The sequence below is a fragment of the Vagococcus luciliae genome, from assembly GCF_024637875.1.
In the GTDB taxonomy this organism is placed as follows: domain Bacteria; phylum Bacillota; class Bacilli; order Lactobacillales; family Vagococcaceae; genus Vagococcus; species Vagococcus luciliae.
The window spans coordinates 227732-243317 of record NZ_CP102451.1 but is presented as its reverse complement, the minus strand read 5'-3'; the positions used below and the strand labels follow the sequence as shown (position 1 = coordinate 243317).

The window sequence follows — 15586 nt, the reverse complement described above, 5'->3', positions numbered from 1 at the left end:
TTTTATGAAATCAAGCCAAATTTGGAGGTGATAGGGTGATTAAACGACGTGAACTACTATGGTATAGTATCTTTGGAACGACTGCTACATTTATCTATTTTTTTATCCGTTTTATGTCTAAAAATTGGACAGATAATGTGTTAGTAAGTGTTATTTTAGCTCAAAGTGTTGCGATTGTTTTCTCATTCTTTGCTAACAAATTTTTTGTGTTTAAAAATACTGGACTAGGATTGGCTCGTTCATTAAAACAATTTATTGAGTTTATTGCTGGACGACTTTTCGTGATTATGCTTGATCTTGGCATAGCATATTTTTTTGCTGAAAAGTATAGTAGATTAATGATTTCTGTATTTCATTTACAACGAATTAACTATCAACAGTTAATATTTCGTCACCCACTAATTGGTCCGTACATGGGAAATGCTTATTTATTGAATGAATTTATTTTTACAGTATTATCACAGATATTGGCAACGATTATTAATTATGTCGTTTCTAAACGAATCGTATTTAATGCAAAAAAGAACTATGAAGGAGAGCTTGTCTCTTCCTCATAGTTCTTTTTTAATAAGTTGAATTTTTATTTACTATTACTGTATTTTCTGGTACGGATCGCGTAATCCATGTGCCACTTCCGATAGTCGTATTGTTACCAATAAACGTATCTCCTCCAAGAATTGTTGCCCCAGCATAAATAACCACACCGTCACCAATATTTGGATGGCGTTTTCCATATTTTGCTAGAGAGCCATCTTCCGTTATGTTAAAGTTACGCACGCCTAAGGTGACATTTTGATAAATTCTGACATGCTCTCCTATCACAGTTGTTTCTCCAATGACGATGCCAGTTCCATGATCAATGAAAAAATACGCGCCAATTTGTGCCCCCGGATGAATATCTATCCCTGTTAAACTATGCATTTTTTCAGATAACATACGTGGAACAATCGGAATATCTAACAGATAGAGTTCATGTGCCAGTCGATGAATACTGATAGCTTTGAAACCGGGATATGTTAAAATGATTTCTTCTGTGCTTTTTGCCGCAGGGTCTCCTTGATAGGCAGCTTGAATGTCTGTATCGATTAACTGTTTAATATGTGTGATATTTTGTGATAATGTAGTTGCGACAATCTCGCATTTATCTTTTGATTTGACAGTAAAAGATAATAAATATTTAAGAGAATGTTTGAAGGTTGACGTTGTCATTTTTTGATCGAGTGAACCAAAAAATGCTGGAAATAGCAATGCGAAAAAGTCAGAAATAACCTGTTCGACCGCTTGATCCATCCCAATGTAATTCTTATTCATAATTTTTCCTATTCTGTAAACATAGGTGTAGATAAATAGCGTTCACCAGTATCTGGTAACAATACTACAATACGTTTAGTTTTATTTTCATCTCGTTTAGCTAGCTCCATTGCAGCAAATACTGCAGCCCCTGAAGAAATACCTGCAAGGACACCTTCTTGTTCTGCTAATAGTCGCCCTGTTGCAAAAGCATCTTCGTTAGATATGGTAATAATTTCATCATAAATTGTCGTATCTAAAATAGAGGGAACAAAACCAGCGCCAATTCCTTGGATTTTATGACTTCCAGCCACTCCGGTAGATAAAACGGCAGAATCGGTTGGTTCAACTGCTACAATTTGTATATTAGGATTTTTTTCTTTAAGAAATTTTCCCACACCAGTCACAGTCCCACCAGTTCCGACTCCAGCAACAAAAATATCAACATTTCCTTCAGTTGCGTTCCAGATTTCAGGTCCAGTTGTTTGATAATGTATTTCAGGATTAGCAGGATTAGAAAATTGTGAAGGGATGAAACTGTTATCAATGCTTTCAGCTAATTCTTCTGCTTTAGCAATAGCCCCTTTCATTCCTTTTGCTCCTTCAGTTAGAACCAATTCAGCTCCGTAAGCTTTCATTAACTGACGACGTTCAACAGACATTGTTTCTGGCATGACGATAATCAACTTATAGCCACGAGCCGCTGCCATCATGGCTAAGCCAATGCCAGTATTTCCAGATGTTGGTTCGATGATGGTAGTTTCTTTTGTTAGTTTACCCGCTTTTTCTGCTGCATCAAGCATGGCTTTTGCAATTCTATCTTTGACAGAACCACCAGGATTGAATGACTCTACCTTAGCTAGGATAGTTGCTTCAATATTTTGAGTATTTTCAATAGATGTTAATTCAAGTAAGGGAGTGTTTCCAATTAATTGATCAACTGATGTATAAATATTAGACATAAAATTCTCTCCTTTTTATTAAAATAAATTTATCACATATTTTAGATATATAAATTATAACGTGTTTAACTGACTATTCAAAATATAAAGTTTATATGAATAGAAAAACATTTAAATAAATTTATTGGAGGCCTAATAGTTGGTTATAATAAATATAGTATGACAGTTCAAAGGAGTACAAACATGGTATACCAACAACAAAAGAGGATTTAATCCTAGCAGATGAAAGTGGATTTGAAAAATTAGAAAAAGTATTGATTAATCTGACAGAAGAATAAATGAATGACACATTTTATTGGAATGGTCAGAAAATAGGGGGGATTTTGTTCATAGTTGTTTATAAAATGTTAGAATAATTAATGATAATGTCATCTCTAGTTTATTAGTATTTAGTATTATAAGTATTATAAAGTAGATCAAAGAAAAGAGTTGATAGTTATGAGATTACCATTTAGATATTTGATGATGGCATTAAGTAGTTTAGTATTAGTTGGTTGCTCTGGAAATAAAGCTAGTCAGACGACGCACACAACGAGTGAAAAAGTAGAAGACAAACAAGTTAACAAGTTATTGTAAAAAATAGATCCCTTAAGACACAAGATAATACGGAAGAAGAGACTATTTTATTTGATAATAATGAATATACTTATGATGTCGTGACAGGAGTAACGCAAACAACCTTTGGTTCTCGCCCCTAGCCATTTATACAAAAGAAGAAAAAATGAAGAAAATGTTTTGGTCAAATCAACCGCCATTAGGGTTACTTGAGGGATATTATTATAAAAATGAGGGTCTATTTCAAGGAAATAACTATGGGATTGTTGAAATAGTGACAGAACCAAAAACGCATGATATTTTAGATGTTGAATTTACTGAATTTGCTAGTGATAGTTATTATGAACCTAAATATGCTGGGACTAATAAACGGTTGTCAGACTATGCCTTTTTTCAAGCAGATAATACACGAACAGATGAAACACTTGTCACTGTGATGAATGGTATCACATTTTTAGAGCAACAAATGCGAGATGAAAATCGTGTGACAGGAGACTTTTTAACTGTCAAAGGATCTTCAACGTCAGCCCCTTCAGGTTTTATGCCATTGGCAGAAAAAATGAAAGATTGGATACGAGAGCCATATGAAAATAAATATTTTGACTATGATAAGGAAATGCCGAATGGATTAATCGGGCGATTACAAGTGGTGACGACAAACGATAAAATCACAGAAGTTTAGTATGATGAATATTTCGCAGATGAGCAGGAAAAAATGACAGAAGACGTTTTAAAACCTTACTAACGACAATCCAAATATTATTCTTTCGATTACAATAAAGCAACAAAAAATGATTCTATTAATTTTGCAGATAAATTAACTAAAGAAATAAAAGAGAAGCAAATGTTAGATATTAATAATCAAGAATTACAAAAGCATCCATCTTATCAAACGTATCAAGAATTAAAAGAAAATATAGATATTTCTAAACAATGGTGAAGTATTGATTCGAGTGATTAATAAGGGATTCCTATGATTTTATATGATTGACTAAAATTAGTGGATTACCAGTACGTATGTCGAATAGTTTAAATTTATAAACTAAGCAAAGAAGATTATTATACATAGACTCTCTCTTATAGGAGGAGGGAGCCTATGTATTTATGTTTATAAATAATTTTGTTGTATTTGCGTAAGTTCAGCTATTATCTTTTCTTTAAATGAAGTGGGGCTGATAATTTCAACCAGAGAGCCTTGACTAAGAACCCAGCGCATCATTCCATTATCAAAAGCTCTAATTTCAAAGATTGTGTATTGATTTTTAACTACTTTTTTGATCACTGCTTGAGGAAAACGATCTAGCACTACTTCTTGGTATCCTTTGTAATGGAATGTAATAAGTTGAGTTATTTTCTTTACTGAAAACGAACGACTTGTTATAAGAATCTTTGCTATATCATGATGTTAAATAACGTTAATTAACTGGTTGTATTAAGTAATAGGTTATTACAATCATTTAACTCTAGATAAACTTCTAATCTCACGTTTTGATAGTCCAGTCCTTTAGTACCTCACGAATAATTTTAATATGTTCATTTTTTCAGTTATATTATATTTTTCGGTTAACTCATTAAGTTGTCCTAATGCGATATGTTTATAAATTAAAAAGAATGAATTAAATAGTTATCATGATGTTTTATCTTTCTAGTGACATTATACGCCAGTACTAAGTAATGTTAATGATAAATAGTATAGTAATAATCTTATAGGAGATGGAAATGTCTACACTTTAAATATATAAATGTTATTATAAAAGTGTGCGTCGTTTTTTATTGGTATTAGAGTTTTTATTATTTATATTGGTTATATAGTTGAATTAAGTGTTATTGATATTTTTTAAAATAAATGATAGCAATAATATCTTGTTGTAATTCGTAGGTTACTTAGGTGACTTGATTTAAAACAATTTAATTATGGATGTATAGTTATTATGATGATAGGTGGCCTAATTATTGTGCGTGATATTTTATTTTTAATGGGTAAATTTTTTTTGAGTCTACTTTTTGGAGCATTTCGTTTTAGTAGTAAAATGTTTAATATAATTATGGGCTTAACAGGCATACAAACAGTGGAGGACACATATGTTAATAAGTATGGTGTTCAATTTTTGATGGTTGAACCTTATGAGTTAAAGCAAACTTTTTTTTCTCGTAAAAAAGCAAAACACTTAGGGAAAGTTTATACTTCTAGGTTAAAAGAGGGAAGAGTTCAAGGAGCTTATGTTGTCATTAATCGTAGCATACTAATGGAAAGGAAAAATAAAGTCAATCGATCGATTTTTAGAAATGACGAAGATAGATATAATGCTTATGTACCAGGTTTTGATGAAGTTAGAAGTGAAAAAATAAAGTGTGATAAACGTATGCAAGCAATGTACCATCGAACACATCTTTTGCCTTTTCGATTTTGTTTAAGCGAGGGAGATGATATGACTAATTTATTATTCACAGGTACAGCTCATTTGAACAGTGGGAGTCGTCCACAGCTTCATTATTTTGTTCCAAATGATAATTTATTTAAAGATAGTTTTTATTATCGCCAACTCTATTTGTCTGACTTATGTAAGACTAAAATAAGAAAAACAAAGTCAATAAAAGAATCTAATATCACTATTCAACATATTTCTGCTCCCTCACCAGCACCAATTGGTAGTCATTATTCGTTGGATGACTTTGAAAGAGTTGCGACAAGTTATATATTAGATCATCCTAATAGTAGTTTTAAATATGGTGTTTTTTGTCATTATAGTGATGACGGTGTTATTCCTAGTAGTGTTGCTGTGTATTTAATAAATAATACTTTAAATAAAATGATTTTTTCTGTCGAATTACCAAATGTCTTTTAAAAAGTCGCATGGCCTTCATTAAGACCGTGTGACTTTTTTATTATTAAAAGCTTCTAGTATTTTTAATAATAGTCTTTATTTGTTTACGAATGGCAAAATTAGTTTGATTATCTTCAATAGAGTAAATAATAAATTAATCGGTGAAAATTGTGTAATAGCAATCATCATAAACAGGACTTTAGGACAATCGCTAATTTCCTCATTAATAAAAATAGCGAGTTAATAGTATAAAACGATGGATTGACTTTAGTTAGGTCACTTTTTATTTTAGAGTTTCACGTTTTCTTTTATTTTTTGTAAAAATATTTTAGCAGTATTGGACAACATGGTATTTTTTCCAATTTCTGATAAGAATATTGTGAAAGAAGTTGAACGTTTACAGATTGGTTTTAAAAATATGTGAATAGAGTTAGAAAGAGCAAAAAAAATCAGTGAATAGTACGAAGATAATCGTAAAGAATTGATTACTAACATCTCGCATGATTAAAAAACACTAATCACTTCCATTATGGGATATGTTGAAGGTATGTTAGATGGTGTGGCCAATACAGATGAGAAAAAATAACGTTATTTACAAACCATCTATAAAAAGTCTCAAAGTTTAAATGAATTGATAGGAGAATTATTTTTATATTCAAAATTTGATATGGACGCTGTTATTTTTCATTACGATCGAGTTAATTTAACTAACTTTATACAAGAACTTGAAGAAGTCATTTTTACAACTAAAGAATTTTCTTTATTGCTTTTTCTAGTGACACATCCTAATGCTGTTTGGAGTAAAGAGAAATTATTTGAAATGATTTGGGAACAAGATATTTTTTATAGTGATGCATCTACAATTACAGTACATATAAAACGTATTAGAGAAAAATTAAAGCAACATGGAATTCAAAATTTTCCTATTGAAACCATTTGGGGAAGTGGGTATCGATTTAATTTATAATCATTGTTAGTCTAGTCCATAAATTACTTATTTGCATCCTAAATTAGACCTATTTTATGAAATGAAACAGTCTAATATAAAAGTAGAGCTAGGGGATGACAAATCATGGAAATTAAAGAATTGATTTCTTATTATATGACAGAAGTTAATAAAATGACACATGAAAAAGAGAATAATTATGTTGATGATTTTGAAATAGAATGGACTATATCACTTTATCAAGATTTTGTTGCAAAATTAAAAGAACTGGATGAATATAATTAAAATTAAATACAATAAAGCCCTCTGATTTTTACTAAATCAGAGGGCTTTATTGTATTAAGGTAAAGAAGAACTATTTAATATTTGACCAGTTTATAACATAAGTTGAAAATTATAATTATTAAATTTTTTGTATCAATAACTTGTATAGTTTATTGTTTTTCAGGGACATTTTCTAGTTATTTTGTTACTTTAATCTCTATATTTGTTGAATTTGTTCCAGGAAAACCTGCCATTGCACTTGAATTTAAACCATTATTAATAAGGTTTTTACCCCATTTTTTCTCTAAATTGACTCCTTCAGCTCTTAATTTATCATTTTTTATACGGATTTTTTCTGACTTTAACAACTTTTTTTCTGACATAAAAATCCCTCCAATGCTTTTTTAATTATACTATATATTTTTAGTAAATGATTGCACGTTTAAATATTATATGCGATCCTAAATTTATAATAATGAATAAAATGAGGTTTATAGAGATGATGAAAGATATATATGTTGTTGGTGCGATAATTGTCAAAAAGGATAAAATTTTTTGTTGTCAACGAGGACTAGAAAAAACTTTAGCTGAGAAATGGGAGTTTCCAGGAGGCAAAATTGAAATGGGAGAGACCAAACAACAGGCACTGGTTCGAGAGTTAGTAGAAGAATTAGAAATTTCTGTTGAGATGAAGGAACCTGAATATGCGCATGTTTCGTTTCATTATGATTTTGGTACTGTTCATCTAACTACTTTTATCTGTGAATTAAAATCGGGAAAACCAAAATTAACAGAACATTTGCAAGCAAGATGGGTACCGATTAAACAACTGAATACACTCGATTGGGCTCCTGCAGATAGGCCAATCGTTCAAAAATTGATGGAGGTTGGTATTGATGGATGATACTTTATTAGATAAAGCTTTAAAAAAAGCGTTTGTAGATAAAACGGTGGAGAGTCAATATCTTAATCCAAAATTTATTGTCAATGATAAAGAGAAAAAAGAATTTCTACTATCTACGATTCAACAAGAATTGGTTGCTTGCCAATCGTTTATTTTATCTGTTGCATTTATTACTCAAAGTGGATTAAATACGATAAAAGCACAACTTGCAGATTTAGCTAAACAAGGTGTTAAAGGTCGTGTTTTAACATCTACTTATTTAGGATTTAATAATCCAGACGTATTTTTATCATTGCTAGAAATTCCAAATATTGAGGTACGTCTATCTCAAAAAGAAGGATTTCATTCAAAAGGTTATTTATTTAGTCATAGTGATTATCAAACTTTTATCATTGGAAGTTCTAATTTGACTATGAATGCCTTAAAGCTCAACTATGAATGGAACATAAAATTAACTTCTAAAGATAATGGTGATTTGATATCAACAATTAATAATCATTTAGAAAAAGAGTGGGAACAAGCTTCTATATTGACTAAAGAATGGATTCGAAAATTTTCAAAAAATTATCAACCTTTACCTAAAAGAATAATACAGAACAGAGATTTAATTAAAGAAAATACCAATGGTTATATTTTTCCGAATAGTATGCAGAAAGAAGCATTAGATAGTCTAGATAAATTAAGAAAATCAGGTGCAAACAAGGGATTAATTATATCTGCGACGGGTACAGGGAAAACCTATCTTGCAGCTTTTGATGTAGCTAAAGTAAAGCCGAAAAGATTTTTATTTATTGTCCATAGGGAACAAATATTAAACAATGCCATAGAATCTTTTAAGAAAGTTGTGGGTGGTGACGATTCTGACTATGGTATTTTATCAGGCCAATATAAAGATTTAGAAGCAAAATACTTGTTTTCAACCATTCAGACAATTTCTAAAAAGGATTATCAAGATATTTTAGGGCCTGATGCCTTTGACTATATTTTAATAGATGAAGTTCATAAAGCTGGAGCAACTTCTTATATTAATACTATAAACTATTTTCAACCAACATTTTTACTAGGAATGACGGCAACGCCAGAAAGGACAGATGGGTTTAATATTTTCGAATTATTTGATTATAATGTGGCTTATGAGATTCGCTTACAAGATGCATTAGAAGAAGATTTACTATGCCCATTTCATTATTTTGGTGTAACAGACTATGAAAAAAATGGGTTGATTATTAATGAAACAACTGATTTATCTTATTTAACTTATCCTGATCGAGTCGATTTTTTAATAGAAAAAATTAATTATTATGGGTGTTCTGGAAATATTCCTAAAGGATTAGTTTTCTGTAGTCGAAAAGAAGAAGCTAAACAATTAGCCTTACTATTTAAAGAACGTGGGATTCCAAGTGATTTTTTATCAGGAGAAGATACTATTGCTGAGCGTGAAAGAGTGATTGAATTACTTGAAAATGGAACGATTCATTATATTTTTACAGTTGATATATTTAATGAGGGAATTGATATTCCAAAAATCAATCAAGTGATTATGCTTAGAAATACAGAATCTAATATTATTTTTATTCAACAATTAGGACGTGGCTTAAGAAAAGATGATTCGAAAGAGTTTGTAACGGTGATTGATTTTATTGGAAATTATCAAAATAATTATATGATTCCAATGGCTTTATCTGGAGATTCTTCTCGTAATAAAAATAATTTAAGAAGAGATACTATTGATGTTAACTATTTATCAGGTTTGTCAGCTATTAATTTTGAAAAAGTTGCGAAAGATCGGATTTTCAAATCAATAGACGCAGCAAAATTAAACTCTTTAGCAGAACTTCGAAAAAGTTATCAACGTTTGAAAAATAGATTAAATAGAATACCAATGTTATATGATTTTGAAGAAATGGGCGAGCTAGATCCATTGGTAGTTATTCAGCGTGAAAAAACATACAATCAATTTTTAGACAAAATGAAAGAAAGTTATGCACCTATAAATGACAAAGAACAACTGGCTTTAAAATTTGTATCCATTGAATTCCTATTTGGTGGTAGACCTCATGAATTATTGGTACTAAAAGAGTGTTTAAAAAATAATCGTGATGAAATCGAAGTTAATGAGATAAAGGAATTGTGGGAAAGTAAAGGGATTAATTATAATCCTCAGATACTACATTCCGTGATGTCTGTTCTGGATTTATCATTTTATGAGTCGGGCTTACAGAAAAGTTATATGCCCGCACAACTGGTTACTAAATCATCTAAAGGATTAGAATTAACATTATTTTTTAAAGAGGCAAAGAAAAATGATTCATTTATTTTGTTTTTGAAAGATGTTATTGATACAGGATTAAAAAAATTAGAGTCGAAAGGTATGCCAGACAGCTTACAATTGTATTCTAAATATCGACGCAAAGATGTATTAAGATTGTTAAATATGAAATTTAATCAAAATGAACAAGGGATTGGTGGATACACCTATAATAATAATCAGTTTGTTATATTTGTCACGCTAGACAAAGGAAAAGATTTCAAAGCATCTTTAATGGCCTATGAAGATGAATTTATTGATGAACAGACATTCCATTGGTTTACTAAATCTCCTAGAACCATAGATTCTCCAGAAGTAAAAATTTTAAGAGATTCAGAAAACTGGACGATTCATTTATTTATAAAGCGTAAATACAATCAACAAGACAGAGAAACAGATTTTTACTATGTTGGAGAAATGAATCCTATCATTGAAACAATTGAACAGAACAAAAAGCCAACATCTGATAATACATTAAAAAATGTTGTTGAAATGGATTTTTTGTTAAAAAATAGAGTCGAGCCTAACATGTATGAATTTTTAACGGGTAATTTAGATTAGTATAAATGAAAACAAGTAGCCTGAAAATTGGCTACTTGCTTTCATTTCTTTTTCTTCATGTAACTCTCACGTAATTTAGCAAGTTGTTCTTTTTTGTCAACTTTATTTGGTGTTTGTTTTTCATGATACTTAGAAACAGCGATTTTTCCTTTTTGATCTAATTGATATTTTCCCATAGAATCACCTCTTTTAATTGATTTGTCTTTGCATTTATAATATACCTTAATATATAAGGAAAACCAATGGAAAGATAGGAGGATTATATGGAGCAGACAGATAAGCAATTATTAAAAGAATTTCAAACATCGTGGACTAAACATAAATATTGGGTGATGTCTCGTTCGCAACAGGCATACAATGATATCCGTTTACTAGCTAAAGGTAATCAATGGACTCAAGAAAAACATACCCAATATACAAACAAATTATCTGAATTAGAGGATTATCAACCAACAGACAAAACCCTGACAGTTACTTACCAACATATTTGGGGATATTTTAAAAAGATTGCAACAGTTGAGGAAAAAAATAGATACAAAGATCTAATTGAAACAACACCTTTACAAAGTAAAGAATTAGAAAATTTTTTAAAAGAGTTAAGTCAAAAGTATCATCAAACCTATTTATTGAATATAAATTGGGGACTGTCATCTAACGAGATAAATGTAAAGTAAAAACGAAATGTTGGACAGTTTTTTTTTATAAGTGCTATCATAAACGTAGAATAAGAGTAAGGAGTGATACTATGACAGACTATCAATTACCAAAAATTTGGCAATGGGACGATGAAAATACCAATAGAGGTGGCAATCGACCAACAGCAGGAAGTCGATTTGATCAAACTTTGCCAATTGGAACAGCACCATTTCAAGTGTATTCATTAGGAACACCTAATGGCGTGAAGGTTACTATCCTATTTGAAGAACTGAAAGAATTAGGAGTAACAGGGGCAGATTACGACTTATACAAAATTAATATAGGTGAAGGAGATCAGTTTGGATCTGATTTTGTCTCAATTAATCCAAACTCTAAAATTCCAGCAATGGTTGATCAAAGTCAAACGCCACGAGTGGATGTATTTGAGTCAGGCTCTATTTTAGTTTATCTAGCCGAAAAATTCGGGAAATTTTTACCATCAAATATACATGAAAAAACAGAAACGCTTAATTGGCTATTTTGGCAAGTAGGGGCTGGACCTTTTGTTGGTGGTGGATTTGGCCATTTCTTTCACTATGCTCCTGAAAAGTTAAAATACCCAATTGATCGATATACAATGGAAACAAAAAGACAATTAGATTTATTAGACAAAGTTTTAGCTGATAGATCTTATATTGCTGGAGAAAATTATACTATTGCAGATATTGCTATTTGGTCATGGTACGGGCAACTTGTATTAGGTAATCTTTATGAGGGTTCTGCAGAATTTTTAGATGTTTCTAGCTATACTAATTTAATCGAATGGACAAATCGAATTGCTGAAAGACCAGCAGTAAAACGTGGATTAGCAGTAGATTATCTATCAATAGACTAAATTAAAAAACTTCTAACTTTTAGGATGGGTTAGAAGTTTTTTAATTTTATTTAGTAGAAAACTTAAATTTTGCAAAGACAGCTGTTACACTACCTAGTAAAAGTAACATTAAACCAGGTAAAACAGTGTTTGATTGACTAGTTTGAGGTAATTTTTTGTTATTTGCATATTTTTCGCTAGTATCACCTGTTTTTTTTATGTTATTAACAAACTCTTTTTCATTTTGTTTTGCAGGGGTTGTGTTGTTATCTGTAGAGTTTTTAGGATTGGTTGTTCCACTTTGTTTTGTAGCATTTATGTTGTTATCTGTCGTATCTTTAGCATCAGTTGAGTCAGTTTGATTTTGACTATTGCTTGTAGAATTTTCAGGTTGTTCTACAACAGCGTTATTTGTATCATTGTTTTCATCATCACTAGGTTGAGGGACGTTAGTGAAAATAACTCTAATGAACGCACTATAAGTGCCATTAGGTGTTTCAAAGAAAGCATTACCGTTGCCTATTTCCCCGCCAATAAATGGAGTTAAACCAACTTTTCCTGGATAATTGGCTTGACCTACATTAACATTTCCTAGTATCGGTTGGAATCGTAATTGATCACCCTCGTCATATATCCCGTAACGAATTTTTGTATCAAATTTACCATCTAAAACCGTATGATAAAGTTCAGTAGCACCAATTAGATTTTTATTATCTGCACTGTACGGAACGTTTACTAAAGTTAACTCACCAAGTTTTAACCCTTGAAATTCTGCTGGTTTTGGCACTGAAAATGCATAATCACTGAAATCTTGATTATCTTCATTTTTAGTGTACCCAATCAATGTTACTTTTCCTAAATTAGGTTTCACATTATTTCCTTGTTCTTTAGCAACGTCTTCAGTTTTTACCTCATCAGTTGTTTCTTCAGCTAATGAATAAACTGATGTTCCACCAACTAATAATAAAGCTGAAAATAACCCAATATAAACTTTCTTTTTCAATTATAATACCCCCAATATTATGATATAATACATTAATATAATAACACAAAAAAAGGAAAAAAGTAAAATAAAATGAAAAAAAGACAAGAATTAAGAAAAAATAAACAAAAACTAAACAGAAAAAGAAAATTGATATTATGGTTATCTTTTATGGTTATTTTAGTATCTTTGGTTTTATTATTTAATGAATCTTTGACATCATTTGTATTAAAATCGCATCATGCTCCAAATATTAGCCAGACTACTAAAGCTGATATAAAAAAACATCACAATGAATCAGAAGACTCCGAGTTTGATTTTGAAAAATCAAGTAAAGCAGATATTAAATCTGCACTAAAATCAACTTTTAAAGATGAAAAAGTTCCTGTACTAGGAGGAATAACAATACCTGATTTAAATATAAATTTACCTATTTTACGTGGTGTTTCAGATTATGCCATTTTAATGGGTGCTGGAACAATGAAAAAAGACCAAGAGATGGGAAAAGGGAACTATTCTTTGACCAGTCATCATATGTTAAATCAAGAAGTATTATTTGGGCCCATTATTCACGCTAAAATAGATATGCCCATTTATTTAACAGATTTGGAAAATGTTTATGAGTATAGAGTGACAAATATGGCGTATATCCAAGCAACAGATGTCCATGTCATTGAAGATAATGACAATAAGGCAGAATTAACATTAATAACTTGTGATGAAACAGGAGAAGGTCGTTTCATGTTAAAGGCGTCTTTTTTTAAACAAATTCCTGTAGAATTAACAGAAAAAAAGATAATGAACTTTTTTTATCAAAAACAAAATTTGTATGAATAAATTATATTATATTTAAATTAGAGGAGAGTATGTAATATAATATTAAAAATATTGATAAAAAATTAGGAAAGTTATTTTATGAGACAAGGAAGAAGTAGCAGAGTAAAAAAAACAAAAAATATATCCAGTATTTTGGAATTAAAAACCCCTCTCAATAAATTAGAGAGGAGCTGTTCATTATTCAACATTTTTAATCACAGTATCTAATTTATTGATATCACTTAAATCAGCATGAATAAAGTCAAAATCATCAATGGGATTACTTTGTAAAAATGAACGGAAGATTTGAGTATAAGCTGTAACATGATCAATTTCTGCTGTTAAGACATGTCCACCGATAGATAAGTCATCAGCTAAGAAATGACTATGAAAGCCAGCAACAGTAACACCCTGATATAGCATTGGAGAATAATAACTGATAAGTGTGCCTGTCACATTTTTAGCTGTAAATTCAACTTGATTTTCTCCTACTTTTTCTAAGCTAGGATAGGGTTTAACTGATTTTTTTGCTGAACGAGTTGTAATCTGTTTAAAGTTACCATGAAGTTTAACTGAAAAGAATAGGTTGTTTCCTGAAATAAGTTGTTTAATATCATTTAGACAAGTTGTCAAATTAACATCGTCTACTTCAGTTAGTAATTGATAGTGATCAAAGTGTGTATCTGCAAAAGTAATGTTAAAAGAGTCATTAAGAATTTCGGTCTCCCCGTGATGATTAATTTTATACCCAACACCATCGATTATAATTAGTTCACCATCAATACCTTCACCAGTGCCAATTCCTGTATTACCATGAGAGAGTAATTCTTTTAAGGTAATTGTTCCATCTAAAAGACCCTCACTTAAAAGTTGCATGTTTCCTTGTTGAAAAAGAATATTATGAGACATGATGTATCCTTCTTTCCTTTTTTTGTCATGATTCTCCATTTAGTTATCCTTTTTTATGATAATACATCAGGGAGAATAACTAGTCTAATAAAAGAAAAAAACAGAACAAAAATCTGTTCTGTTTTATTATAATTAGTTGTTTAAATTCCAGGAGCTTCATTAAGAGTTGCTTGTAACATCCATACTTTTTTCTCAAGATCTGTCTTAAATGAAATAAAGATGTCTTGAGTTCCTAGGTCGCCCTCTTTTTCGCTCACTTCAATTCCTTTTTCATAAACACCGATTAGATATTTATAACCAGCGACTAAGTTTTTTAGGCGTTCAGGAATTGGTTTAGAATAGCTTCCTTTTTCATCTTTAATACCAGTGTTGTCAATAAATTCTTGTAAGGTAGAGTAAGGTTCGCCACCTAAAGTAATCAAACGTTCAGAAATGACGTCCAGTTGATCATTGATTTCATCCATATACTCATCCATTAATGGGTGTAGTGATAAAAATTCAGGTCCTCTCATATACCAATGTGTCTGATGAATAACCACTGAAAACTGACTTAAATCTGCTACTAATTGATTCAATGTACGTTTAGTTTCTTCTAATTTCATATATATCACCCTCCTGACTATATAATACAACTAAAGAAGAAAAATTACCAAAAATTTGAATACCCTTTATTGTTCTATCAAAAAATTAATGAAGTCATGGTAAGTCTTATATTTTATCGCTTCTTCTAATGTGTTTGTATCAGAGAAAAACC

At 30.5% G+C, this 15586-nt stretch carries 16 protein-coding genes and 2 pseudogenes; 10 read left to right on the top strand and 8 right to left on the bottom strand.

What is annotated here, in order from left to right; translation table 11 throughout:
* The first annotated feature begins 35 nt into the window (after positions 1-35).
* Positions 36-557 (top strand): GtrA family protein, encoded by a 522-nt coding sequence (locus tag G314FT_RS01345; RefSeq protein WP_257701761.1) that lies wholly within the window; start codon positions 36-38, stop codon positions 555-557.
* 7 nt (positions 558-564) lie between these two features.
* Here G314FT_RS01345 and epsC read toward each other — a convergent pair whose 3' ends face one another.
* Together epsC and cysK are read right to left on the bottom strand one after the other, a co-directional pair.
* Positions 565-1311, bottom strand: a complete 747-nt coding sequence (gene epsC / locus G314FT_RS01340; RefSeq protein WP_257701760.1) for a serine O-acetyltransferase EpsC — start codon at positions 1309-1311, stop codon at positions 565-567.
* Positions 1312-1319: 8 nt separating this feature from the next.
* A complete protein-coding gene (gene cysK / locus G314FT_RS01335; protein ID WP_257701759.1) occupies positions 1320-2252 on the bottom strand; it encodes a cysteine synthase A in 933 nt (310 codons plus the stop codon).
* Positions 2253-2690: 438 nt separating this feature from the next.
* On the opposite strand from cysK, the pseudogene G314FT_RS10505 reads away from it, so the two are divergent.
* Positions 2691-3747, top strand: a pseudogene (locus tag G314FT_RS10505) (hypothetical protein).
* Between the two features lie 168 nt (positions 3748-3915).
* Here G314FT_RS10505 and G314FT_RS01320 read toward each other — a convergent pair.
* Entirely contained in the window at positions 3916-4113 is a 198-nt protein-coding gene (locus tag G314FT_RS01320) for a WYL domain-containing protein (RefSeq protein WP_257701756.1), read from the bottom strand.
* A gap of 625 nt (positions 4114-4738) precedes the next feature.
* Between G314FT_RS01320 and G314FT_RS01315 the strand changes: the two genes are divergently transcribed.
* From G314FT_RS01315 to G314FT_RS01305, 3 genes and pseudogenes are all read left to right on the top strand, one after another.
* Positions 4739-5653 carry a hypothetical protein gene (locus G314FT_RS01315; RefSeq protein ID WP_257701755.1) on the top strand — a complete coding sequence of 305 codons (915 nt, stop codon included), beginning with the start codon at positions 4739-4741 and terminating at the stop codon, positions 5651-5653.
* Between the two features lie 709 nt (positions 5654-6362).
* Positions 6363-6599, top strand: a pseudogene (locus G314FT_RS01310) (winged helix-turn-helix domain-containing protein); the annotation flags it as partial.
* A gap of 105 nt (positions 6600-6704) precedes the next feature.
* Complete coding sequence (locus G314FT_RS01305) at positions 6705-6863, top strand: hypothetical protein (RefSeq protein ID WP_257701753.1); 159 nt, start codon at positions 6705-6707, stop codon at positions 6861-6863.
* A 176-nt stretch (positions 6864-7039) separates the two neighbouring features.
* Here the strand turns inward: G314FT_RS01305 and G314FT_RS01300 are convergent, their stop codons facing one another.
* Positions 7040-7225, bottom strand: a complete 186-nt coding sequence (locus G314FT_RS01300) for a hypothetical protein (protein WP_257701752.1) — start codon at positions 7223-7225, stop codon at positions 7040-7042.
* Positions 7226-7341: 116 nt separating this feature from the next.
* On the opposite strand from G314FT_RS01300, the gene G314FT_RS01295 reads away from it, so the two are divergent.
* Positions 7342-7746 carry a (deoxy)nucleoside triphosphate pyrophosphohydrolase gene (locus tag G314FT_RS01295; RefSeq protein ID WP_257701751.1) on the top strand — a complete coding sequence of 135 codons (405 nt, stop codon included), beginning with the start codon at positions 7342-7344 and terminating at the stop codon, positions 7744-7746.
* The gene (locus tag G314FT_RS01290) at positions 7739-10615 is read left to right on the top strand and encodes a DEAD/DEAH box helicase (protein WP_257701750.1); all 2877 of its coding nucleotides are present in this window, start codon (positions 7739-7741) and stop codon (positions 10613-10615) included. The genes G314FT_RS01295 and G314FT_RS01290 overlap by 8 nt, the downstream gene beginning before the upstream one ends.
* Positions 10616-10656: 41 nt before the next feature.
* Here the strand turns inward: G314FT_RS01290 and G314FT_RS01285 are convergent, their stop codons facing one another.
* Positions 10657-10791: a hypothetical protein gene (locus tag G314FT_RS01285; protein ID WP_257701749.1), complete on the bottom strand. Its 135-nt coding sequence runs from the start codon at positions 10789-10791 to the stop codon at positions 10657-10659.
* Positions 10792-10878: 87 nt separating this feature from the next.
* On the opposite strand from G314FT_RS01285, the gene G314FT_RS01280 reads away from it, so the two are divergent.
* Both G314FT_RS01280 and yghU read left to right on the top strand, forming a co-directional pair.
* Positions 10879-11289: a DUF1722 domain-containing protein gene (locus G314FT_RS01280; protein ID WP_257701748.1), complete on the top strand. Its 411-nt coding sequence runs from the start codon at positions 10879-10881 to the stop codon at positions 11287-11289.
* Positions 11290-11360: 71 nt separating this feature from the next.
* Entirely contained in the window at positions 11361-12146 is a 786-nt protein-coding gene (gene yghU / locus G314FT_RS01275; protein ID WP_257701747.1) for a glutathione-dependent disulfide-bond oxidoreductase, read from the top strand.
* 46 nt (positions 12147-12192) lie between these two features.
* Here the strand turns inward: yghU and G314FT_RS01270 are convergent, their stop codons facing one another.
* Positions 12193-13128 carry an LPXTG cell wall anchor domain-containing protein gene (locus G314FT_RS01270; protein ID WP_257701746.1) on the bottom strand — a complete coding sequence of 312 codons (936 nt, stop codon included), beginning with the start codon at positions 13126-13128 and terminating at the stop codon, positions 12193-12195.
* A 72-nt stretch (positions 13129-13200) separates the two neighbouring features.
* Here G314FT_RS01270 and G314FT_RS01265 point away from each other — a divergent pair, with 72 nt between their 5' ends.
* Positions 13201-13944, top strand: a complete 744-nt coding sequence (locus G314FT_RS01265) for a class A sortase (protein WP_257701745.1) — start codon at positions 13201-13203, stop codon at positions 13942-13944.
* Between the two features lie 177 nt (positions 13945-14121).
* Here G314FT_RS01265 and budA read toward each other — a convergent pair whose 3' ends face one another.
* Together budA and G314FT_RS01255 are read right to left on the bottom strand one after the other, a co-directional pair.
* Positions 14122-14832: an acetolactate decarboxylase gene (gene budA / locus G314FT_RS01260; RefSeq protein WP_257701744.1), complete on the bottom strand. Its 711-nt coding sequence runs from the start codon at positions 14830-14832 to the stop codon at positions 14122-14124.
* A gap of 140 nt (positions 14833-14972) precedes the next feature.
* On the bottom strand, positions 14973-15434 hold the full coding sequence (locus G314FT_RS01255; RefSeq protein WP_257701743.1) for a Dps family protein: 462 nt from the start codon (positions 15432-15434) through the stop codon (positions 14973-14975).
* Positions 15435-15586: the final 152 nt, after the last annotated feature.